A 22322-nucleotide genomic window follows, 5' to 3' on the forward strand; every position below is an offset into this window, starting at 1 on the left:
CCCTAATAATGCTCGCGGATCGTCAGGAAGCTGCGCTTCATCTTACTGATGTCTAGCGGCGCCCTGAAAAAGCCAAGGGAATGCCCCTGAGGATTGACTAAGGCAACGTTGGCGCTGTGATCCACCATGTAATCGTCACCGCCGCCCGGCACTTTGGCGAAGGGGATATTCAACGCCGTGGCAAAACGGTGGATCTCGAGAAAATCCCCCGTGATCCCGCGAAATGACGGATGAAAAAACGCTAAGTAGCTGCGCATTTGCTCGGGCGTATCCCGGGCCGGATCAACACTGGCCAGCCAAATTTGAGTGTTCGCCTGAACGTCCGGTTCCAGCTCCTGATACAGCAGCTTGAGCTGAGCCAGGGTGGTGGGGCAGATATCAGGGCAGTAAGTAAAACCGAAGAAAATCAGATTCCACTGGCCTTTGAGGGCCTCCGGGGTCAGCGTTTTCCCTTGTTCATCAAGCAAACTAAACCCGGGGATCATGCGCGGGTTCTCATAGAGGTAGGCCCCCTGATCACGCAATTCGTCCTTGGTCATCACCCGTGCTTTGGTGAAGGCGTAAAAGAAACCCGCAACCAAGCTGCCGGCAATCAGCAGAATAACTAAAACTGTTAGACGTATGCCGCGCCGCTGCTTATTTGTCGCTTCCGTGGCCTCACTCATAGCCAGACACCTCGTAAATGATCGTTGCGGGCAGCATATAATGGTCCAACAACATAACAATAAACAGGGCCATCAAGTAAATAATGGAGTACTTGAAGGTCGCCATCGGCGCTTTCGGGTCATTGCCGCGCAGCAGCACGATAGCCCAGTAAATAAAGCCCGCCCCCAAACAGATCGCCCCCAACAGGTACAACATGCCGCTCATTCCAGTGGCGAAAGGTAGCAGCGTGACCACGAACAACAACAGGGTGTAGAGCAGGGTATGCAATTTGGTGTAACCAATGCCGTGGGTCACCGGCAGCATGGGGATATCTACCTTGGCGTAATCATCGCGCCGGTGGATCGCTAGCGCCCAGAAGTGTGGCGGCGTCCACACAAAGATAATCAGCACCAGCAGCAGAGCATGGCCGTGAATCTCACCGGTAACCGCCGTCCAGCCTAGTAGCGGCGGCGCCGCACCAGCAATACCACCGATGACGATATTCTGTGGTGTCGCGCGCTTTAAATACAGGGTATACACCACGGCGTAACCGAGCAGCGAGGCGAGGGTCAACCAAGCCGTCAGGGCATTGATTTCAACTAACAGGATCGCCATTCCTGCAACCCCAAGAACCGCAGCAAAGATTGCCGCATTAACCGTTTTCAAACGCCCCTGCGCAATCGGCCGGTTGTGGGTACGCGCCATTATGAGATCGATACGGCGATCCACCAAGTGATTGACCGCCGCCGCGGCCGCCGCGCACAAGCCAATACCCAGGTTGCCAAACACCAACACCCGCCATGGCACCATGCCAGGGACCGCCATAAACATACCGATGATCGATGTCAGCAGCATGAGAAAGACGACATTCGGCTTACACAGCTCGTAGTAATCGCGCCAACTCACCGCCGACGATTGCGGCTCGGCCTCGGCGACATTTTCCCGACTCATACTCGTACACCCCCACGGTTTACCGTTGCGGTAAACACGCAATAATTCATTGTCACCATTACCAATAGCAGTAGCGCGCCAACTAGGTTATGCGTCACCGCCACAGCAATGGGGAAGTTAAATACTATATTGCTAATACCCAAAAGCACCTGGGCAACGAGCACGGCAAGCATGACCACCGACAGACGTTTCGCAGGCGCCGTCGCCAAGCCGCGCAGTTTCACAAACAAAAACAGCAAGTACAGGCTCGTTATGATCGCGCCGATGCGATGGCTGACATGGATGGCCACCCGCGCGTCGTTGTCCAGCACGCCACCAAGGTAGTTCGGCCCAACCTGCTGAGCGATATTAAAGCCGTTGGCAAAGTCCATCGGCGGCAACCACGCGCCCTGGCAGCGCGGAAAGTCGGGGCAGGCAATGTCGGCGTAATTGGACGTGGTCCAGCCACCGAGCGCGATTTGGCCAACAACAATCAGCAGCCCGACAACAACCAAAGGCCGCAGTGCGGTCAGCTTTGGCTCAACAATAGCAGGCAATTGCCAGCGCTGATTATTTAATCGCAGGGTAAGCAGCCACAATAAACTGATGGTTGTGAAGCCGCCCAACAGGTGGGCAGTGACCACTTGCGGCCACAGTTTCAGCGTCACCGTCCACATGCCGAACATGCCCTGCAAAATGATGAAGGCCAGCAGAAAAACCGGCAGTTTCAGGGGCTGCTCTGGGCCGCGGTTGCGCAGCGCAAACACCAGGATGCCAATGGTGAACAATCCCAGGCTCGTCGCTAAATAACGGTGCACCATCTCCGGCCAGGTCTTGTCGTGCTCCACTGGCATTTCCGGGTAGGCTTCATTCGCGCGAGCAACTTCGTGGTCTTCGGTCGGCCATAACACGTGACCATAGCAACCCGGCCAATCGGGGCAACCCAAGCCGGCGTCAGCCAAACGGGTAAACACCCCCATGCCCAACACAATAATGGCAACCAAGCAGGCACTGAATGCCAGACGAAATCCGGGCTTACGCAAATCGGGACTATTAAACAGCGTCATCTATCTCTCTACCAATCTGTTTTGTATTCGCCAGCACCGCACTACTTAAGCAAGCGGCGCATGTCTTTGAGCACGTCCTTGCCCAGGGTTGTTAACGTTTCCGTGGTGGTATCCTCTGCACGGTAGACCATCATCACCCACCCCAGCGGATCGACAACGTAGAAGCTGTGCTTGTCCAGCGGCGAAGTCGGCAATGCCGAAAAGGCCCTGAGGAAGCGACTGCCATCAACATTTACTACAGTAATGTCACTGTGCTCTTGCTCGATAAAATCGCGAAGCTGTGGCGACAAAGGCCCCTCAGTAGCAAGGTAGACGCGCTCGACCCGGTCCGTTTTCTTGCCCAAGGCCACATGTGTCTGCCGCGTTAAATACAGCATGCGCTCGCAAGCGCCCTGGCACTCGCGACCACCGACAACCATAAACACCCAACGCGACTCGGCGGTGTCAAACAGGTATTCGCTGCCATCAACACGGGTCGGCGATAATTCACTAAGCTGCACCGGCGGTTGAATTAAGCTACCGCGATTGACCGTGCCAAAATCCAATACTCGCTTTTGCGCCAACAAAAACATTACGCTGGACACGGCAATAACCAGCACCGGAATGGCAAGAATTAGCGCAACCTGCTTTTTACTACCTGAAGGCAGCTCCGACGTCATGATTTTCCCTCTTGTTTTAAACGCTGTTTAATTACCGCCAGCACATTGCTGTTGCGAATTAAAAATATCACCGCCAACATCGCCGCCATCGCAAACCACTGAACGGCATAGCCGTGGTGCTTTTGTGGCGAAACGTTTATCAGCACACGATCTGTACGTAGCGCAGCCGGGCTGCGTTCACTCAGGCGCATTACCGTCGGTAATACCCCATCTATTTCCTGCGCGACCTCGTCGGCATCGAACCACTGCTGGCGCCGTGGCCAGTTTGTCGGCGGCTCTTCTCCTAAGCTGAACGGCTCTTCCAGCGATTTATATAGCTCACCCTGTAGACGAAGCTTGCCCTCAGGCCACGTAATCTGCGGCAAGGTTTGGCGGCTCGGATCAGCAGCAATCCAGCCGCGTTCGACAAGAACTTTACGTCCATCAGCCAAATTCAGGAGCGCGATTATCTCATAACCGAATTGCCCCTGCCTGATCCGATTGTCCAATAACCAGTATCGTTGGGTGTCAAATTGTCCCAGGGCGAAAACCGGGCGGTAATTCGGGTAGTCGTTAAGCGCGGCGATATCCACGGCGGCTTGTTGCCGACGCTCCTGTGCGGCCGTTAATAGCCGCTGCTTCTCGTCAGCACGCTGCAGCTGCCAAAAGCCCAACCGTATCGTCAGGGGCAGGGCCAACAAGATAACGATCAAAGACTTCCAGTCGAGCGACCATTGCAAAGGCGTGCGCGTGTAAGGCATGTCGAAATTCCGATTGTGTATACTGCGGCAAACGCTATGGGAGAGTTCTAATGTGGTTAAAAGTCGTCATTGTAGTGCTATTTATTGCACTGTGTTTCAGCCTGTTCAGCGGCCTGTTTTTTCTATTTAAAGATCGCGGCACAACGATGCGCACCTGGCAGTCACTGAGCGTGCGCCTAGCGATTGCGACGCTGCTGATGGGCTTTCTGTTTTATGGGGTCTATACCGGCCAGCTTGGCTCAAAGGCTCCCTGGGATCAGCGCTACCTGGATGACGGCCGCGCCACACGCTAAGCACCACATAAAAAAACGGCCGGAAACGCCTATTTGCCATGCAAACTCACGTATCCGGCCGTTTTCGGCGTCACTAAACGCTACTTACAAGATATAGACAAACAGGAACAGGAATACCCATACCACGTCTACAAAGTGCCAGTACCAAGACGACGCTTCAAAGCCAAACTGATCATCGGCGGTGAAATGCCCCTTGCTTGTTGAACGCAGCCACTGGATCAGCAGCATGACGGTACCCATCGCCACGTGGAAGCCGTGGAAGCCGGTCAACATGAAGAACGTTGTGCCGTAAACACCGCTGTTCAGCTTGATGCCATATTCAAACAAGGCTTCGTGGTATTCCATGTACTGCAGGTACAGGAAGATCGCACCCAGCGCCACAGTAATGAACAACCACAGGTTAAACTTCTTGCGGTTGTTTTCTTTGATGCCCATGTGAGCAATGTGGCAAGTGAAGCTGGAGGTCAGCAGGATGATGGTGTTGTACAGCGGCAGCCAGTGGCCGATGTTAGCAAAACCAGGGAAAGACAAGTGCTTCTCTGCACCGGTAAATTCACCATTGTTCGCCAGATGCCCCGCAGCCGCCTGACCAGAAACACCACCAATGGCGTCCTGAGGCGTTTCCATCAACGGCCAGCTGTACTCAAAGCCCGGCCATAGCAGCGTGTTCATCGCGCCATCGCCTTCGCCCGCCAGCCATGGGCCAGCCAGGTTACGAATGTAGAACAGTGCGCCAAAGAAGGCTGCAAAGAACATCACTTCCGAGAAGATAAACCACTGCATGCCAATCACGTAAGAGTGCTTGAGCTGAGCACTGTTCATGCCCTGGCGGTTTTCACGAATAGTGGTTGCGAACCATACCCACAGAGTGGCGGCGAAATACGCCAAACCTGCAAACAGGATAAAACTAGAGTTGGTTTCTTCACCGGGGCGATAGCTGGCGTCGTTAATTACGCTGGCCGCGCCATAAACCGAAGCTACCAAACCGATAGTTGCGTTGATAGCAAGGCTACTTTTCTCCGGCACGTAATAGGTTTCGTGCCCGGCATTGCTTTGACCCGCCATGATTAATTCTCCGTTTTCTCGCTTGAGAAAAATCTCTTTCTATTTAGACGCCGCAACAGAATCCTGCTTTGCGGCCATCTCGGTTACGTCAAAAATCGTGTAGGAAAGGGTGATTACGTGTATGTCTTTGGGTAGATCCCGGTCGACAATAAAACGCAACGGCATATCGGCTTCTTTGCCGGCATCCAGCGGTTGCTGGTTAAAACAGAAGCACTCGGTCTTGTGAAAGTACTCTGCCGCACGCGAGGGAACGATGCTGGGAATGGTCTGCGATACCATATAGTGGCTCTGGGTGTTCTTGGCGTAGAACGTCACCATCGCAGGCTCCCCGGGATGAACCTCTACCTGACTGGTATTCGGGCCAAACTCCCAGGGCATCAGCTCGTTATTTTGCGCGACAAACTGCACTTTTACCGTGCGGCTTTCGTCAACCGCACTGTCAACCACTTCATAGCGGCCACCTGTCTTACCGTTGATACCCAACACCTCACAAAGTGCATTGTAAAGTGGTGGCATCACCCACATGGCAAAGGCAAACATTGCGACAACAAGCACCAGTAACTTACCAGTGGTTTGAATAACGTTACGCTGCGTTGCATTTGCCATGTTTCCGACTCCTCTTACTTAACTTCCGGTGGTGTGCTGAAAGTATGGTAAGGCGCCGGGCTAGGTACGGTCCACTCCAGAGTGGTTGCACCATCCCAAACTTTGTCGTCGTTGACCGGCTTGCCGTGCGTGATGGTCCGAACAATGTTGAACAGGAACAACAGCTGGCTAGAGCCATAGATGAATGCACCGATAGACGACATCATGTTGAAGTCAGCAAACATCAGGTTGTAGTCAGGGATACGACGCGGCATACCTGCCAAGCCCACGAAATGCTGCGGGAAGAAGGTCAGGTTGAAACCGATGAATGATACCCAGAAGTGCACTTTGCCCATGGTCTCGTTGTACATTTTACCTGTCCACTTAGGCAGCCAGTAGTACACGGCAGAAGACAGAGCAAAGATCGCACCCGCCACCATGGTGTAGTGGAAGTGAGCAACAACGAAGTAGCTGTCGTGGTATTGGAAGTCAGCCGGCGCAATCGCCAACATCAGACCAGAGAAACCACCCACGGTGAACAGGAATACCTTGGCGATAGCAAACAGCATCGGCGTTTCAAGGGTAATAGACCCCTTGAACATCGTGGTAATCCAGTTGAACACTTTCGCCGCCGTTGGTACTGCGATCAGCATAGTGGCGTACATAAAGAACAGCTCACCAGCGATTGGCAGACCTACGGTGTACATGTGGTGAGCCCACACGATGAACGATAGGAAAGCGATAGAAGCCGTCGCGTAAACCATCGATGCATAGCCGAACAGAGGCTTGCGCGAGAAGGTTGGGATAACCTCAGACACCACACCAAAGGCAGGCAGAATGATGATGTATACCTCGGGGTGACCAAAGAACCAGAACACGTGCTGGAACAGAACCGGGTCACCGCCACCCGCTGCTGAGAAGAAGCTGGTACCGAAGTGAATATCCATCAACATCATGGTAACTGCGCCAGCCAGTACGGGCATTACCGCAACCAGCAAGAAAGCAGTGATCAACCACGTCCACACGAACATCGGCATTTTCATGTAGGTCATGCCAGGCGCGCGCATGTTCACAACCGTAGCGATAATGTTGATCGAGCCCATAATGGACGAGATACCCATCGCGTGTACGGCGAAAATGAAGAAGGTCACGCTCGGTGGCGCATAGGTCGTCGACAGCGGCGCGTAGAATGTCCAACCGAAGTTAGGACCGCCACCTTCCATGAACAAGGTAGACGCCAACAACAGGAATGTGGGCGGCAGGATCCAGAAGGACCAGTTGTTCATACGCGGCAGTGCCATATCTGGCGCGCCGATCATCATTGGAATCATCCAGTTCGCCAAACCGACGAAGGCCGGCATAATGGCGCCGAATACCATGACCAGGCCGTGCATGGTGGTCATCTGGTTGAAGAACTCCGGCTCAACAATTTGCAAACCGGGTTGGAACAGCTCTGCTCGAATAATCATGGCGAACGAGCCGCCAAGCAGGAACATAGCGAAACTGAACCACAAGTACATCGAGCCGATGTCTTTGTGGTTGGTGGTGGTTAACCACCGGGTCAAACCTTTAGCAGGTCCGTGAGCACCCATGGTGAATCCTCCTACTGACCTTTCTTGAAGTTATACACATCGATCGGCTGTACCTTGTCACCCATATTGTTGCCAAAGGCATTACGGGTATAGGTAACGACTGCCGCCAAGTCGACGTCGTTCAGCTGACCACCAAAGGCCTGCATCGCAGAACCTGGGACGCCGTTAACCAGCACATCGATGTGCGCAGTAACTTCGCCGGTAGCAATAGGGCTATTGGCAATGGGTTTACCCACACCGCCTTCACCGTTGGCACCGTGACAAGCCATACAAGAGCGGTTGTAAATGCCCTTGCCGCGCTCAACCAGCTCATCCATAGAGAAGGTTTGCGCCATCAGCTTTTTGATCTCAGCGGCCTCAGCTTGCTTAGTCGCCATCCACGCTTTGTATTCAGGCTCTTCAACAACGTTGACAACGATCGGCATAAAGCCGTGATCGCGACCACACAGCTCGGCACACTGGCCGCGGTATACACCGGTTTCAGTCGGCTTGGTCCACGCCTCGTTGATGAAGCCCGGAATCGCATCACGCTTAACGGCCAGTGCAGGTACCCACCACGCATGCAGCACGTCGTTTGCAGTGACGAGGAAGCGAACTTTGGTATCAACCGGAATCACCAGCGGCTCATCTACTTCGATCAAGTAGTTCGAACCCTTGGCTTCGGTGTTACCGATTTCAGCTTTGTCAGTCAGCAGGTTAGAGAAGAAGCTGACATTGTCGCCTTCGGGATTAATGTACTCGTACTTCCACTTCCACTGATAGCCGGTGATCAGAACGTCGAGCTCTGCATCATCGGTGTCATAAATTTCAATCAGGGTGCTGGTCGCCGGCACAGCCATAACGATCAACAGCAGGAATGGCACGACGGTCCATGCGATTTCCAACTTAGTGTTTTCGTGGAAAGTGGCTGGTTCTTCGTGACGCTCTTTGCGATAGGCAAAAACCGAGTAGAACATCACGCCAAAGACGATAATGCCTACTACCACACACACCCAAAACACAAACATGTGCAGGTCGTAGATTTTGGCACCAACTTCCGTTACGCCCGGCGTCATATTTGTTTGCCAACGCTGGGGGTTACCCTCCGTCGCCCATGCGCCAGTACTAAGCAGGCTAAGCAGCATCAGCACAGGACAAAGCGCCAGCTTATACAGCCGTTTCGCTTGTTGATACATCTCCCGTGTCTCCGTATAAGTTATAAGAATCCCTTCGCCGATCGACGACAGGCAGACACGCTAGACGCTTTCTTATATATGGAACGCAGTTGCGAACTCACGGTCAGAACAGCTATACGGACGCAAAAACGCTGCCCTGGCCCACCGCCAAGCAACGTCACTCCCCCCGAAATTGCGCGCTTGCCCACACCGAAATAGCTTTGGGTGCGACAAAACGCCGCAATTATAAACCTGAAGAAACCAGCAAGGCTACTCCGAAACACCGAAGGCGCGCTCACCGGGGCGCCAAATTAACGCGCAGTCCGTGAAAATATACCAGTTAGAGCATTATTACCCAGCGCACACCACTAGATATAGGCAATGAGAAAAGCCGCACCGTTTAAAAAATAGACGGTGAGATGCACCGCAGCTGTGCACATCCGCGCCAGCCGATTACACTTGCGGCAACGCCGAGATGCCAGAAACATGCCCAACACCCCCACAGCCACACCCTTGAATGCGAAAATTTGGTCGCTAGCCTGGCCAATGATTCTCGCCAACTTATCAGTGCCACTACTCGGCTTGGTCGACACCGCCGTGCTCGGCCACCTTGCTGACAGCCGTCACCTCAGTGCCGTGGCGATCGGCGCAAGCATTCTGTCACTGTGCTACTGGACCTTCGGCTTCCTGCGCATGGGCACCACCGGCGCCAGCGCCCAAAGCCTTGAGCATAGCGACAGCCTACTAATCAAAGCCGTACTACTCGGCCTGGCGCTCGGCAGCGTAGTTTGGCTGATATCGCCAGCATTGCGGTCGCCCGGCCTGACCTTAATGAATGCAGAGGGCCATTTACGGCCACTGGCCGACAGCTATTTGCAGATCCGCCTAATCAGCGCGCCGGCCGTGCTTGCCAGTTACGCAATCACCGGCTGGCTACTCGGGCAACAGCAAGCACGCTGGCCACTGGCAATTGCCCTGTTTACCAACATCCTGAACATCTTTTTGGATTTGTTGCTGATTGTCGGCCTGAACATGGCCAGTGAGGGCGCCGCAATCGCCAGCGCTATCAGCGAATACGCTGGTTTCACCCTCGGCCTCTATGCCGTTCGACAGCCCCTTGGTAGCGCCATACGACGGGGCCTGCTCAATAGTCTGAAAAGAGGCATGCCGATGCGGCGCCTGCTGAGCGCCAATGCACAAATTCTTGTTCGCACCGCCGCACTATTATTCAGCTTCAGCTTCTTTACCGCCCAGGGAGCCAAACACGGCGAAGTGATTTTGGCGGCCAACACAATTTTAATGCAGCTCGCACTGGCCGCCGCCTACGGTATGGACGGCTTCGCCCATGCGGCAGAAGCGCTAGCCGGCCGCGCTTACAAACAGGCCGACAGGGGCGCCTTTCTGGAAGTTTGTAAAACCTGTGGCCGCTGGTCATTGTATTCCGCCTTGGCGGCGAGCCTGATCCTCGCCACCGGCAAACCACTCATCCTGTCACTGATGACCAGCATCGCTGATGTTCAGGCCACCGCCAACCACTACTACCCCTGGCTGATCGCGCTGCCACTGCTAAGCGTGGCCAGTTATTGTTACGACGGCATTTTTATCGGGGCGCTGCGCACCGGCGCCATGCAGTACTGCATGCTGTTCAGCGTATTTGTTGTGTACCTGCCACTGTGGTGGGCATGCACGTCCTGGGGCAACCACGGCCTCTGGCTGGCCTTTGCAGCCTTCAATGCCACACGCGGCCTGACGTTGGCCGCGTGTTTCTTCTGGTTATTCTCAGAAAAACGCTGGAAGTACAGCACACCTAGCGGTAACACTTCATTCCAATAAAGATGCAAGCACATTTGCTGAATTTCATTAACTTTTTGTGATAAATCAACAAAACCTCATCCAAACAGAAAAACCGGGCGTAACCACTGTTACAAAATTTGTTTCGTTTGGTAGCATGCGATCCAACAGACATGCCCGTACTCTGAGGTTTTTAAAAATGAAAGTTTTCCCTCTCGTTGCTCTTTTCACTAGCTTGGCGACTTTTTCAGCGGGAAGCCAAGCGGCCTGCGCCCTGGCCGCGATAATGGGTGCGCCAGCGCTGCCCGCTAGCGATACCAACAATCTGGAGCGCCTGGCAGACTTGCGCGACAGCGTTGATAGTTATTTGACTAGCGCCAGTGCACGTTTGGAGTCTTGCACAGGCTCTGATCCGTTCGTGTATAACTACGCCGTTGATCGCCTTGAAGATTACGCAAGCGCCTTCAATGCGTTAGCCCAACGCCACAACACCCAGATCATCGCATCGAACTAATTGCGCATCAGCGTTGGCGATCGCAGGTCAACGCGGCCGCGGCGTTTTTTATCAACGCCTCGGCCCGCCGCGCTGCGGGGCCTGCCAGCTCCCGCTCTGGCAATACAATGAAGAGTTCGGCGAAACGTTCGCGACCCTCGTTCAGCGGCAGCGGCTTGAGTAACCCGCTGTTGAGCGGTTCTTGAATCACAACTTCAGGCAACCAAGCAAAGCCCACCCCCCGGCACACGGCTTGCACTGAAAAATCGATTCGACTCACCGTCAAGCGCTGCGCGGCCTCGAGCCACCCGGAGTCCCTGCGACGTCGCGCCCCGGAGTCGCGCACCACAACCTGACGATGGGCACGCAGGTCCTGGTAACTCAGCGCTCGGTCAAGCTGGTGCAGGGCATGGTCGCGGTGTGCGACAGCAATGAACCGGACTCTCAGCAGCGGGTCGCCCAAAAAGCCCGGCGGTACAATGCCCGTGATCGCGAGGTCACACCGCTGTTCAAGCAGCGCTTCCTCGGCGCCACTGAGCACCGTCTCCACGCACTCCAGGCGCGTTTCGGGGCACTCTATGGCCAGCTGCTCGAGGCAATCCAACATAGCGGCTTGCGGGAACAACGCGTCGCTGACAATCCGCAGCTGCGGCTCCCAACCCTGAGCGAGGGTTACGGCAGACGCCTCCACCCGCAACGCCTCATCGAGCAGGGCGCGGCCGCGGCGGTAAAAAAGCTGTCCGGCGTCGGTCAACTCGGCTTTACGGCCCTTTATCTCAAACAGGGCGACCGCCAGTTGCTCTTCAAGCTTTTGAATTGCATAGGTAACGGCCGACTGGCTCTTGTGTAATTTTTCCGCCGCTCTGGAGTAGCTCCCCTCATCCACTACCGCCATAAAACAGTGCCACTGGTCGAGATTCGTTCGAGGTCCGCGCATAATACATCAACTTATTCGATTGTTTAGCCGCTAAAATTGCGCTTTTTAAACAATTAAATCAATAGTTAACTACTCCCATCGCAACTCACCACACGTAGCAACGGGAGGCACCATGCCTAATATTCTCTACATCAGCAGCAGCCTGTCAGGCGAACAGGGACATTCCAGCCAAATGGCACAAGAGTTCATCGCGGGCCGGCGCGCCCAAGGCGAGTCAATCAACGTGATCCACCGCGACCTGCACGCACAGGCATTGCCTCACCTGGACGCACAGCGCTTCGCCGCACTGACCACTGCGCCAGAAAACCGCTCAGCAGAGCAGTCTGCCATCGCGGAACAGTCCGACGCGCTCATTGCAGAAGTCCGCAGCGCCGACGAAATTGTCATTGCAATGCCCCTGTACAACTTGGGTGTACCGTCAACATTTAAGGCGTGGATCGACCATATTGCCCGGGCAGGGGAGACCTTCCGCTATACAGAAAATGGCCCGCAGGGCTTGCTCCATGACCGCCCCGTGCACATTTTTGCGGCCCGTGGCGGCCAGTATGTCGGCACCGCGATGGACACCCAGAGCCCCTACCTGCGTCATATTTTCGGCCTTATGGGCATTGAGTCTATCCACTTCATTTACGCCGAAGGGCTAAACATGGGGCCAGAAACCGCCGACCAAGCCAGGCAGCACGCCCGCGAGGCGATGTTTAAACACGCCTCTTAAATTTAGAGTGAGGAGTCAGGTATGACACAGCGAACCGTTACTCGCCGCATTACCGCTCGCAACACCCGCGATGGCGCGGGGGTCAGCCTCAAGCGTAGCCTGGGCAGCACCCCCGGAGATCGCATCGACCCCTTTCTAATGCTCGATGAGTTCTACTCCGACCGCGCAGAGGACTACATTGCGGGGTTTCCCGCCCACCCTCATCGCGGCTTTGAAACCGTGACCTACATGCTCGCCGGAAACATGCAACACCGCGACCATATGGGAAATGAGGGCAACGTCGGGCCGGGAGATGTGCAGTGGATGACGGCCGGGCGGGGAGTGATCCACTCGGAAATGCCTCAGCAGCGCGAGGGTTTGCTGCGCGGCTTTCAGCTATGGGTGAACTTACCGGCTGATGAGAAAATGCGACCGGCTGTGTATCAAGATATCAACTCAGCGAGCATTCCGGTGTATCGCGGTGAAGGTTTCTCTCTCCATCATATCGCCGGAGAACTTGCGCTGCCCAGCGGGCACAGCTTGGGCTACGTTAACGGCGTAGATGGGCAGCAATACAGTACCCAACCGGTCTACGCCGACATCCGCTTTACGTCGGCGCGCGCACTTAAGCTTGGCCTGCCTGCTGGTCACAACGCCGCGGTGTACTGCTATGACGGCAGCCTGGAAATCGGCGGGGAGCGTATTTGTGCTGGAACCGCAGCGCTACTCAGCCCAGGCGACAGCGTAATACTTGATGGCGAGCCAGATAGCGGCGCGCTATTGATAGCCGGTAAACCCATTGGCGAACCGGTGGTGCAATACGGCCCCTTTGTGATGAACAGCAACACGGAAATTGAGCAAGCGCTGCGCGACTATCGCGACGGCACCCTCACTGACTAGGGCGGCGTTGAATCGTCGCTCTTTGTCCCCATCTAAACACTGACAGCAGCTTAGCTAGGGGCGTATAGTATTCACAAATGGAGGAAGTACAATGAGCAACAGTATTCGCGTCCGTGACATCATGACCAGCCCCGCACCCTTTGTGCGCATGCACACACCACTGGGGGAAGTCGTCGACACCCTATTGCGCAGCCAGGTTATGGGCCTGCCCGTATTAGACGATAACGACCGCGTTGTCGGCTTCGTCTCTGAACAGGATTGCATCCATTCTATGCTGGTCAGCAGCTACCACTGTGAAGGCGTGCCGAACGTTGACGATGTCATGCACAACGAGGTGCTTGCCGTCGAAGCCGAACAGAATATTGTCGACCTCGCGCAAAATATGGGTAAGAACAAACCCAAACTCTACCCAGTGATTGAAGACGGCAAACTTCTCGGCTTGATTACCCGCAGTGCCATCTTGAGTGCGCTTTGGGAAAACCGCGCACACTGCGACTCTCAATGACCGCCGCTCAAGCGCTCACCACCGCCGCCCTGTGCGCCATGCTCGGCGCCTGTGGCAGCGGTCAGTACGATCAACAACGAGAGTGGGCCCTGCAAGAGTGCGACAAAATACTCGACCCCGATGATCGCCACCACTGCCGGCAAGACACCCCTCACTACCTGCGCTAACGACTTCGCAACCGGACATCGGAGATCATGGTAAGTCGCATCGCCCCAGCTACACTAGTGCCTATTCATTACCGTTTGATAGTTACAGCCCTCGGCAGCAGCTCTGCACCGAGTCAAACACAAGCTATATAACAACACCGCCGTTCCGCGGTGGACACATGCATCTTGATAAGGAGTGCTACGTGAGCGAAACCCAATATGAAATCATCGTCTTTGGCGCCAGCAGTTTCGTTGGTCAGATTATCTGCGAATACCTGAGCACCTACCAAAGCGAAGACACGCCCTTACGCTGGGCAATGGCGGGGCGGAGCGAGAGTAAACTGCAGGCAACCCGCGATGCGCTAAGCGGCGAGAAGCCGGACATTATATTGGCAGACTCAAACGACGAGGCATCACTGCGCCAGCTCGTTGAAAAAACCCGTGTTGTTCTCAGCACCGTTGGCCCCTACGCGCTTTACGGCGAGCCTCTGGTAAAGGTCTGCGCCGAGACTGGCACCGACTACTGCGACCTGACCGGCGAGGTGCACTGGATTCGTCAAATGGTGGATCGCTACCAAACCACCGCCCAACAATCCGGCGCGCGTATCGTACATTGCTGCGGCTTTGACTCCATACCCTCCGACCTCGGCGTCCTCTTCACGCAGCAGCAATTTGAGCAACGCCACGGCAAACCGAGCAGCGATATTCGTATGCGCGTAAAAGCTGCCAAGGGTGGCTTGTCTGGCGGCACCTTCGCCAGCTTACTCAACGTAATGAAAGAAGCCTCCAAGGACCCAGCGCTGCGCAAGCAAATGGCCGACCCCTATCTAATTGCTACCGACGCGTCCTACAGCGCTCGTCAACGCAACCCAGGCCTGGCCGAACACGACCCCGTTACCGGGCGATGGATGTCACCCTTCATCATGGCGGCAATCAACACCCGCGTGGTTCACCGCAGCAATGCCTTACTGGCCTCCAAATACGGCGAAAATTTTCGCTATGAAGAAACCATGCTCACGGGCAAGGGGCTGTCCGGCCGCCTCAGCGCCTACGGTATTGGTAGCGGCCTGGCCGCATTCATGGTTGGCGCAGCGATAAAACCCAGCCGCTGGCTGCTGGAAAAGCTTCTTCCCGCGCCGGGCGAAGGCCCCAGCCCTGAAGACCAACTGAATGGCTTCTTTGATATGCGCTTCTACGCCCTTGAAGACGGCAGCAGCAAACTGCAGTGCAAGGTGACCGGTGACCGCGACCCCGGCTATGGCTCAACCGCCAAAATGATCTCTCAAGCTGCACTGTGTTTGGCGCGCGACATCGATGCCAAGCAATGCGGTGGCGGCATCTGGACACCGGCGAGCAGCATGGGCACCACACTGCAGGGTCGCTTAGAAAGCTACGCTGGATTACGCTTTGATGTTGTGGATGGCTAACGCCATTCCATACAGGGAGGGCGAATATGAAACTGCGCGATATTATGGCCTCACCGGTCGTTACCGTTGAAAGTGACGACCGTTTGAGCACCGTGCGAGAGTTGTTTATGAAGACCCGGTTCCACCACCTGCTGGTGGTGGAGGGCGGAAAGCTTAGGGGGAGTATTTCTCAACGGGATCTTGCCGCCGCCATCAGTCCAAACATCGGCACCATGGCGGAACTGCCTAAAGACCAGGCAACCCTCAATAAGCACGCCCACCAGATCATGCGCAGGCAGCTGCTATGCCTGGCACCTGACGACGATGTTCACGCCGCCATTGCCGCCTTTAACCGCAACGATATTGCCTGCATCCCCATTGTGGATAGCGCGCAGCAAACCGTCGGCATTGTCAGCTGGAGAGACATATTACGTCGCGCTGAGGAATGCGGCTTTAACGGCGACTAATGCGTCGCCGCATCAGCCAGAGAACGCACCGGCATCGCGCTCACTTACCCAGATCAACGCTTCATCACGCTGAATTTCCGTGAAGTGTTCAATCTCTGCATTGGGCATCCAGTGGGTAATCAGCTGCGCGCCACGGCTGTACCAGCGCGGTTCACCGACCAATGCTGTGCGGGTAATATGTTTGAAAAAGCGCGCGAGCAATCGCATTTCTTTTAGCAGGCCACGCAAGGTGAAGCCTTTGAAATGCTCTAACTCGATATAAATACCGAGGTATTCCTCGTTTTCCAGCTTGTGTTCAACGGCGTCATAGATTTCCGCCATGTCGTCGTGATTTACCTTGCCAGACACCTTTACCCCAATTACATGGGAAGAAGGTATTGGCAGCAGCTCCAACATCATGTTACCTCCGCGAACCATTTCAGGCGGCCTAGACCGCTTACATAACAGTATAGATAAGCATTACTGAAATGCGTTCCGCGAAGCGTGGATATTACCAATCTCAGTGATCGCGGCGCTCAGGCTTGGCCTTGGGGTCGAGGATAGAAACGACTCTTACTTCATCTTCATGAGCGAGCGGCGCTTCGCCAGCCCGGGGTTGATTAACACGGGTCGGCGGCTCGTTGACCGCAACATCATCGTCGCGGATCGACTCTTTAAAACCACAGCGAATACACTCGCGCACTTGCTCGACCTCTGAGACGCGGTACATCACGGTTTTATCCATCTCAGCGCACTTGGGGCACACCGCCCCCGCAATAAAACGCCTGGGTTTAAACTCCGTTGCCATGCGTGGCCCCTCCTGTATTTACCGCGATGCCGCTGTGCCGCAGTAACGCGTCATTGGCAGGCTCTCGCCCACGAAACTCAGTAAATAGCAGCGCCGCATCACGCGCACCGCCTTGTTCCAATATCACCTTGCGGAACCGTAAGCCGGTATCTCTGTCCATCACGCCGCGCTCTTCAAACAGCGAAAAGGCGTCCGCAGACAACACCTCGGCCCACTTGTAGCTGTAATAACCCGCGGCGTATCCACCGGCAAAGATATGCGAAAAACTGTTTTGAAAACGGTTAAACGCTGGCGGCCGCAACACGGCAACCTGGTCGCGCACCTCAGCCATCAGGGCATCGATTTGCGACTCACTGGCAATATCCGCCTGCATATGCAGACGGAAATCAAACAGTGCAAACTCTATCTGGCGCAGCATCTGCATACCCGATTGAAAGTTTTTCGCCGCCAGTAGCTTTTCCAACAAGGCCTCGGGCAGCGGCTCACCGGTTTGATAGTGACCGGAGATATCGGGAATCACGGATTTTTCCCAGCACCAGTTTTCCAAGAACTGACTGGGTAGTTCTACGGCATCCCAAGCCACTCCGTTTATTCCGGATACGGCGAGGCAGTCTATCTGGCTTAACATGTGGTGAAGGCCGTGACCAAACTCGTGGAAAAGCGTCGTCACCTCATTGTGGGTCAATAACGACGGGCGGTCGGCACTCGGCGGCGTAAAGTTGCACACCAAAAAGGCGACGGGGCGCTGCATGTTGCCATCGCCAAGCATCCGGCGCCCCCGGCAATCTGCCATCCACGCGCCGCCACGCTTATTGGCGCGGGCGTATAAGTCGAGGTAGAACTCCGCAATGGTATCGCCGCCACGACGCAGCGCGAAACACCGCGCATCGTCGTGCCAGAGTGGCGCCTCTTGCTCGACAATATCCAGATCGAACAACTCGCCCGTTACCTTAAATAAGCCTTCGAGCACACGCTCCACCGGGAAGTAGGGACGCAGCTCTTCCTGAGACACGGCGTAGCGGGCCTCCCGCAGCTTTTCGCTAAAGTAGGGTACATCCCACGCCTCGAGCTCGTGCTGACCCTGTTCGGCGGCAAAGGCCTGCAATGCTTTCAGCTCCTGCTCGGCCACGGGTTTACTGGCAGTCGCCAACTCCGACAGAAAACCCAGCACCGCATCACAGGACGGCGCCATTTTGCTCGCCAATGACTTTTCAGCGTAACTGCCAAAACCCAACAGGCGCGCTTGCTCGGCACGCAATTGCAATATCTCCACCATCAGCGGGCCGTTGTCCCACTGGACGCCGCTTGGTGACTGCGCAGAAGCGCGGGTCACGTAGGCCTCGTAGAGCTCACGGCGGATCTCCCGGTTGTCGCAGTACTGTATTACCGGCAAATAACTCGGTATGTCCAAACTCAAGCGATAACCTTTTTGGCCCGCCGCCGTTGCGGCAGCGGCGAGGTTATCCAGCACCGACTCCGGCACACCGGCGAGCGACTCCGCATCAGCGACAAACTTTTCCCAACCGTCTGTGGCATCCAGTACATGGTTGGAGTAGGCGGTCGACAGCTCACTGAGTCGCTGCTGTATTTCACTAAAGCGAGTGGCTTCGTCACCATCCAGAGCAACCCCGGACAGCGTGAAATCGCGCAGCATGTTTTCCACCGCCTTCTGGCGAGCAAATGATAGCTGCTGAAACTGGTCACTCTCTGACAGCGCCTTCACGCGCTCATAAAGGGGACGATTCTGACCCATCTCACTGCTGTAAGCCGTCAACAGAGGCAAGCACTTATTGTAGGCATCGCGCCAGGCATCACCGCTGATCACCGCATGAAGGTGGCTCAAGGGTGCCCAGAATTGCTCAATGCGATCGTTGATCTCTTCCAGCGGCTGCATGAGCGATTGCCAGCTGAGCGGCGTATCGCTGGCTAACAGGCCTGCAACATCGGCGCGGCTGCGATTAAGCAGTTCCTCGCACTGGGCGGGATAATCGGCCGGTCGCAATTGAGAAAATTCCGGAAGAGATTGCTCTGCATACATGAATAAGCACTCACATGATCAAAAAAATGAACAAGCCCTAGCTTAACAGATCGCAGGCCCAGGCTGGGCCAGAAAGCATGTTCGCCGACCACCCGGCTCGCTACAATAGATCTTTCGTCAGTGCTTCGAGGATCATTGCAATGGGCTACCGCGCCGAGAACTACACCCGCCGCTTTGAGGGTCATCAACCTCAGTTGGAAGAGGGGGTATTTATCGACCCCAGTGCCGTTGTCATCGGCGATGTCCACATTGGTCGCGACAGTTCCATTTGGCCGCAAAGCACCGTTCGCGGCGATATGCACAGCATTCATATCGGCGAGCGCTGCAGCATTCAGGACAACAGCGTGTTACACATCACCCATGCTGGCCCCTACAACCCCGACGGATATCCGCTGCGCATTGGCGACGACGTGACCGTTGCCCACAGCGTGACGCTGCACGGGTGCGAAATTGGCAGTCGAGTATTGATCGGTATGGGAAGCATCGTCATGGACGGCGCAATTATCGAAGACGATGTCGTGGTAGCGGCCAACAGCCTGGTACCACCCGGTAAGCGGCTTGCCAGTGGCCATCTCTATGTCGGCAGCCCCGCTAAAGCTGCCCGGCCGCTGAGCGAAAAGGAAATGCGCTATTTCTGCTACAGCTCGGCAAACTACAGCAAGCTAAAAGATCGCCACATCGCTGAATTAGAAACTGATAGCGCCGGTGTCGACGAGTAGATAAGCCAGATAAGCAAGGTATACCGACAACAGCAGCCCGCCCTCGTAGCGGCGGATTTCCGGGGCCCGACGCGGACCGAAGGCAACGAGGTAGAAGCCCGCTGTTAGCATCAACATCAGCGGGTAATCGCGGTCGACGATCGCCATATCAATGGCGCCGGGCGCAATCACACCGGGCAGCGCCATCACCCCCAGCAAGTTAAATAGGTTTGAACCGATCACATTGCCAATGGCAATGTCGTGCTCGCCCTTGCGCGCCGCGGCGACCGACGCCGCCAACTCGGGCAAACTAGTACCAATGGCCACCACCGTTAGGCCGATCACCAAATCGCTAACACCGAATATTTGCGCCAACTCCACCGCTGACCACACCAGCATGCGCGCCGATGCCATCAGTAAAATCAGGCCGACTAACAGCCAGCCCAGGGCAACGGGCAGCGACATATCCTTGGGAATTTCTTCGGCGTACTCGGCCTCCAAGGCATCGCCGCGGCTGTGCTTGGCTTCCCACAGTTGCCGCAACACTACCGCTAAAAACCCGCCCAGTAATATGCAGCCATCAGTAAAACCAAGCTCGCCATCGCGCAGCAAAAAATAGCCGCCCAGCATCACCAGCAGCAGCAGGGGAATTTCTCGGGTTATCAACTTGCTTTGCACGCGCAGCGGGATGTACAGCGCCGTCAGGCCGAGAATCAGCGCAATATTTGTGATATTCGATCCCAGCGCGTTCCCCACCGACAGCCCCGACTGACCGTCGGCGGCGGCCATTGCCGAGACCAGCATTTCCGGTGCAGAGGTACCAATCCCCACCACCAAAATACCTACCACCAGGGTCGACACACCCAAAATCGACGCCGTCGCCGACGCGCCGATAACAAACCTGTCGGCACTCCACACCAGAATAACCAAACCAAGAATGAGGGTTGTCAGGATCAACAGCATACAACAAGGGCCCGCAAAGCAATTTTCAGTGAGAAAGGGATTGGCGAATCAACTCAATGACTGGCCGTGTATCAGGGCGAACGCCTCGCCAAATGCAGAACGACTCCGCGGCCTGCTCGACCAGCATGCCCAGACCGTCTGATACTGCCCAGGCAGCTTCAGCCGCCGCCCAGCGCATAAACGGGGTGGGCTCAGCGCCGTACATCATATCGTAGGCACTGCCTTCGTTGCTGAGTATGTGGGAGGGCAGCGGCGGCAAATCGCCACTCAAACTGGCGCTGGTACCATTGATAATTAAATCGAACTGACGGCCCGGCAAGGCTTCGAAAGGCTGCCCACTCACAGGCCCCAGTTCAGCAAACAACTCGGCCAGGGCCTCGGCTTTTTCCAGGGTGCGGTTCGCAACCACCAATTCCTCGGGACGCTGCTTTAACAGCGGGCCGAGTATTCCCCGCACAGCACCGCCGGCGCCGAGCACCAAAATTCGCTTACCCGCCACTGGCCAGCCGAGGTTGTCGTTGATATCGCGCACCATACCCACGCCGTCGGTATTGTCACCATAGATACGGCCGTCCTCGCCACGCGCCAGCGTATTCACTGCCCCTGCGCGGCGCGCACGACCACTGAGTTCGTCGGCAAATTCGAAGGCATCCAGCTTGAAGGGCACGGTGATATTTAGCCCGCGACCACCATTGCGAAAGAACTCCGACGCCACTTCAGCGAAACGCCCCAGCTCAACCTTATGCGCCCGATAATGCAGTGCCTGCCCGGTTTGCTCGGCAAACGCCGCGTGAATTTGCGGGGAGCGACTGTGTTTTATGGGGTTACCAAATACGGCGTATTGATCCACTGCATCCATCATTACTGGGCCAACCAATCCCGAGGGGGCAAAAACTGCGTGTACAGCGCTTGCTCGGCGCTGCCTTCGTCTGGCTGCCAATTGTACTCCCATCGCACCAGCGGTGGCAGTGACATGAGAATGGACTCGGTGCGGCCGCCACTTTGCAAACCAAATAAGGTGCCGCGATCAAAAACCAGATTGAACTCTACATAGCGGCCTCGACGATAGAGCTGGAACGCTCGTTCGCGCTCGCCCCAGGGCGTGTCACGGCGGCGCTCCAGGATGGGGAGGTAGGCATCCGTGTACGAATTTCCCACGGCCTGCATAAAAGCGAAGCAGCGATCAAAGCCGCCCTCGTTAAGGTCGTCGAAAAATAAGCCACCGACGCCGCGCGCCTCGTCGCGGTGCTTCAGGTAAAAATAGTCATCACACCACTGTTTATAGCGGGGATAAACGTCGTCGCCAAACGGCTTGCAAGCGTCAAAGGCCACTTGGTGCCAATGTACGCAGTCCTCTTCAAAACCGTAGTAGGGTGTTAAGTCATAGCCGCCACCAAACCACCAAACCGGCTCTTCTCCGGCTTTTTCTGCCACAAAAAATCGCACATTGGCATGGCTGGTAGGCAAATAGGGATTGAGGGGGTGAATAACCAGCGACACCCCCATCGCCTGATAGCTGCGGCCGGCCAGTTCAGGCCGGTGCGCCGTTGCACTGGCGGGCATCGAGTCGCCATGCACGTGCGAGAAGTTTACCCCGCCTTTTTCGATCAGGGCGCCGTCGGTCATCACTCGGCTGCGACCCCGCTCCCACTTGTCTTCGACAAAGCGGGCACCGCCATCGCATTGCTCAATGGCGGTGCAAATTTGGTCTTGTAGGTCCAGGAGATACTGCTTAACGGCGGCGATATCGATAGTGCTCATGTGATG

26 protein-coding genes are annotated in these 22322 nt (G+C 55.7%); 10 read left to right on the top strand and 16 right to left on the bottom strand.

The annotated features are described in order from the left end of the window. Nucleotides 1-2 precede the first annotated feature (2 nt). Genes ABNS66_RS07345 through ABNS66_RS07365 form a run of 5 tightly spaced genes read right to left on the bottom strand, consistent with a single transcriptional unit; the run spans nucleotide 3 to nucleotide 4041 of the window. Nucleotides 3-665: an SCO family protein gene (locus ABNS66_RS07345; protein WP_204994885.1), complete on the bottom strand. Its 663-nt coding sequence runs from the start codon at nucleotides 663-665 to the stop codon at nucleotides 3-5. Further along, nucleotides 658-1596 (bottom strand): heme o synthase, encoded by a 939-nt coding sequence (gene cyoE, locus ABNS66_RS07350; protein WP_027873383.1) that lies wholly within the window; start codon nucleotides 1594-1596, stop codon nucleotides 658-660. The genes ABNS66_RS07345 and cyoE overlap by 8 nt, the downstream gene beginning before the upstream one ends. Then, nucleotides 1593-2642 (bottom strand): COX15/CtaA family protein, encoded by a 1050-nt coding sequence (locus ABNS66_RS07355; RefSeq protein ID WP_204994886.1) that lies wholly within the window; start codon nucleotides 2640-2642, stop codon nucleotides 1593-1595. Before ABNS66_RS07355 ends, cyoE begins: the two co-directional genes overlap by 4 nt. 41 nt (nucleotides 2643-2683) lie before the next feature. Continuing rightward, the gene (locus ABNS66_RS07360; protein WP_204994887.1) at nucleotides 2684-3301 is read right to left on the bottom strand and encodes a hypothetical protein; all 618 of its coding nucleotides are present in this window, start codon (nucleotides 3299-3301) and stop codon (nucleotides 2684-2686) included. Next, nucleotides 3298-4041: an SURF1 family protein gene (locus ABNS66_RS07365; RefSeq protein ID WP_286839985.1), complete on the bottom strand. Its 744-nt coding sequence runs from the start codon at nucleotides 4039-4041 to the stop codon at nucleotides 3298-3300. Before ABNS66_RS07365 ends, ABNS66_RS07360 begins: the two co-directional genes overlap by 4 nt. A 50-nt stretch (nucleotides 4042-4091) precedes the next feature. Here ABNS66_RS07365 and ABNS66_RS07370 point away from each other — a divergent pair, with 50 nt between their 5' ends. Further along, nucleotides 4092-4334: a DUF2909 domain-containing protein gene (locus ABNS66_RS07370; RefSeq protein ID WP_027873386.1), complete on the top strand. Its 243-nt coding sequence runs from the start codon at nucleotides 4092-4094 to the stop codon at nucleotides 4332-4334. Between the two features lie 84 nt (nucleotides 4335-4418). Here ABNS66_RS07370 and ABNS66_RS07375 read toward each other — a convergent pair whose 3' ends face one another. The 4 genes from ABNS66_RS07375 to coxB are packed head-to-tail and all read right to left on the bottom strand — an operon-like array spanning nucleotide 4419 to nucleotide 8751. After that, nucleotides 4419-5399 carry a cytochrome c oxidase subunit 3 gene (locus ABNS66_RS07375; RefSeq protein ID WP_204994889.1) on the bottom strand — a complete coding sequence of 327 codons (981 nt, stop codon included), beginning with the start codon at nucleotides 5397-5399 and terminating at the stop codon, nucleotides 4419-4421. A 39-nt stretch (nucleotides 5400-5438) separates the two neighbouring features. After that, nucleotides 5439-6005, bottom strand: coding sequence for a cytochrome c oxidase assembly protein (locus tag ABNS66_RS07380; protein ID WP_027873388.1), 567 nt, complete (start codon nucleotides 6003-6005; stop codon nucleotides 5439-5441). A 14-nt stretch (nucleotides 6006-6019) separates the two neighbouring features. Then, on the bottom strand, nucleotides 6020-7576 hold the full coding sequence (gene ctaD / locus ABNS66_RS07385; protein ID WP_027873389.1) for a cytochrome c oxidase subunit I: 1557 nt from the start codon (nucleotides 7574-7576) through the stop codon (nucleotides 6020-6022). A gap of 11 nt (nucleotides 7577-7587) precedes the next feature. After that, entirely contained in the window at nucleotides 7588-8751 is a 1164-nt protein-coding gene (coxB, locus tag ABNS66_RS07390; RefSeq protein ID WP_204994890.1) for a cytochrome c oxidase subunit II, read from the bottom strand. Between the two features lie 465 nt (nucleotides 8752-9216). Here coxB and ABNS66_RS07395 point away from each other — a divergent pair, with 465 nt between their 5' ends. Beyond that, a complete protein-coding gene (locus tag ABNS66_RS07395) occupies nucleotides 9217-10563 on the top strand; it encodes an MATE family efflux transporter (RefSeq protein WP_286839981.1) in 1347 nt (448 codons plus the stop codon). A 157-nt stretch (nucleotides 10564-10720) separates the two neighbouring features. After that, nucleotides 10721-11035 carry a hypothetical protein gene (locus ABNS66_RS07400; RefSeq protein ID WP_286695296.1) on the top strand — a complete coding sequence of 105 codons (315 nt, stop codon included), beginning with the start codon at nucleotides 10721-10723 and terminating at the stop codon, nucleotides 11033-11035. Between the two features lie 7 nt (nucleotides 11036-11042). On the opposite strand, the gene ABNS66_RS07405 is transcribed toward ABNS66_RS07400, so the two are convergent. Continuing rightward, nucleotides 11043-11951 (bottom strand): LysR family transcriptional regulator, encoded by a 909-nt coding sequence (locus ABNS66_RS07405; protein ID WP_286839976.1) that lies wholly within the window; start codon nucleotides 11949-11951, stop codon nucleotides 11043-11045. Between the two features lie 112 nt (nucleotides 11952-12063). Here ABNS66_RS07405 and ABNS66_RS07410 point away from each other — a divergent pair, with 112 nt between their 5' ends. From ABNS66_RS07410 to ABNS66_RS07435, 6 genes are all read left to right on the top strand, one after another. Beyond that, a complete protein-coding gene (locus tag ABNS66_RS07410; protein WP_286839973.1) occupies nucleotides 12064-12666 on the top strand; it encodes an NAD(P)H-dependent oxidoreductase in 603 nt (200 codons plus the stop codon). Nucleotides 12667-12687: 21 nt separating this feature from the next. After that, on the top strand, nucleotides 12688-13545 hold the full coding sequence (locus ABNS66_RS07415; protein WP_286839970.1) for a pirin family protein: 858 nt from the start codon (nucleotides 12688-12690) through the stop codon (nucleotides 13543-13545). A gap of 91 nt (nucleotides 13546-13636) precedes the next feature. After that, the gene (locus tag ABNS66_RS07420; protein WP_286839967.1) at nucleotides 13637-14050 is read left to right on the top strand and encodes a CBS domain-containing protein; all 414 of its coding nucleotides are present in this window, start codon (nucleotides 13637-13639) and stop codon (nucleotides 14048-14050) included. Then, nucleotides 14047-14217 carry a hypothetical protein gene (locus tag ABNS66_RS07425; protein ID WP_154653844.1) on the top strand — a complete coding sequence of 57 codons (171 nt, stop codon included), beginning with the start codon at nucleotides 14047-14049 and terminating at the stop codon, nucleotides 14215-14217. The genes ABNS66_RS07420 and ABNS66_RS07425 overlap by 4 nt, the downstream gene beginning before the upstream one ends. Before the next feature lie 182 nt (nucleotides 14218-14399). Further along, a complete protein-coding gene (locus ABNS66_RS07430; RefSeq protein WP_286839964.1) occupies nucleotides 14400-15623 on the top strand; it encodes a saccharopine dehydrogenase NADP-binding domain-containing protein in 1224 nt (407 codons plus the stop codon). 26 nt (nucleotides 15624-15649) lie between these two features. Further along, nucleotides 15650-16069, top strand: a complete 420-nt coding sequence (locus tag ABNS66_RS07435; RefSeq protein WP_286695301.1) for a CBS domain-containing protein — start codon at nucleotides 15650-15652, stop codon at nucleotides 16067-16069. 12 nt (nucleotides 16070-16081) lie between these two features. Here ABNS66_RS07435 and ABNS66_RS07440 read toward each other — a convergent pair whose 3' ends face one another. From ABNS66_RS07440 to ABNS66_RS07450, 3 genes are all read right to left on the bottom strand, one after another. Then, on the bottom strand, nucleotides 16082-16468 hold the full coding sequence (locus ABNS66_RS07440) for an STAS/SEC14 domain-containing protein (protein WP_161624243.1): 387 nt from the start codon (nucleotides 16466-16468) through the stop codon (nucleotides 16082-16084). A gap of 100 nt (nucleotides 16469-16568) precedes the next feature. Further along, nucleotides 16569-16856: a YheV family putative zinc ribbon protein gene (locus ABNS66_RS07445; protein ID WP_027873422.1), complete on the bottom strand. Its 288-nt coding sequence runs from the start codon at nucleotides 16854-16856 to the stop codon at nucleotides 16569-16571. After that, nucleotides 16840-18894, bottom strand: a complete 2055-nt coding sequence (locus ABNS66_RS07450; protein WP_286839961.1) for a M3 family metallopeptidase — start codon at nucleotides 18892-18894, stop codon at nucleotides 16840-16842. The genes ABNS66_RS07445 and ABNS66_RS07450 overlap by 17 nt, the downstream gene beginning before the upstream one ends. A gap of 140 nt (nucleotides 18895-19034) precedes the next feature. Between ABNS66_RS07450 and ABNS66_RS07455 the strand changes: the two genes are divergently transcribed. Beyond that, on the top strand, nucleotides 19035-19613 hold the full coding sequence (locus ABNS66_RS07455) for a gamma carbonic anhydrase family protein (protein ID WP_204994899.1): 579 nt from the start codon (nucleotides 19035-19037) through the stop codon (nucleotides 19611-19613). Here the strand turns inward: ABNS66_RS07455 and ABNS66_RS07460 are convergent. Genes ABNS66_RS07460 through hemF form a run of 3 tightly spaced genes read right to left on the bottom strand, consistent with a single transcriptional unit; the run spans nucleotide 19581 to nucleotide 22316 of the window. Beyond that, the gene (locus tag ABNS66_RS07460; RefSeq protein WP_286839958.1) at nucleotides 19581-20555 is read right to left on the bottom strand and encodes a calcium/sodium antiporter; all 975 of its coding nucleotides are present in this window, start codon (nucleotides 20553-20555) and stop codon (nucleotides 19581-19583) included. The genes ABNS66_RS07455 and ABNS66_RS07460 overlap by 33 nt on opposite strands. A 25-nt stretch (nucleotides 20556-20580) precedes the next feature. Continuing rightward, nucleotides 20581-21414: a shikimate dehydrogenase gene (aroE, locus tag ABNS66_RS07465; protein WP_204995031.1), complete on the bottom strand. Its 834-nt coding sequence runs from the start codon at nucleotides 21412-21414 to the stop codon at nucleotides 20581-20583. Between the two features lie 2 nt (nucleotides 21415-21416). Continuing rightward, nucleotides 21417-22316: an oxygen-dependent coproporphyrinogen oxidase gene (gene hemF / locus ABNS66_RS07470; protein WP_286839956.1), complete on the bottom strand. Its 900-nt coding sequence runs from the start codon at nucleotides 22314-22316 to the stop codon at nucleotides 21417-21419. Nucleotides 22317-22322: the final 6 nt, after the last annotated feature.

This window comes from uncultured Spongiibacter sp. (genome assembly GCF_964011655.1).
GTDB lineage: Bacteria > Pseudomonadota > Gammaproteobacteria > Pseudomonadales > Spongiibacteraceae > Spongiibacter > Spongiibacter marinus.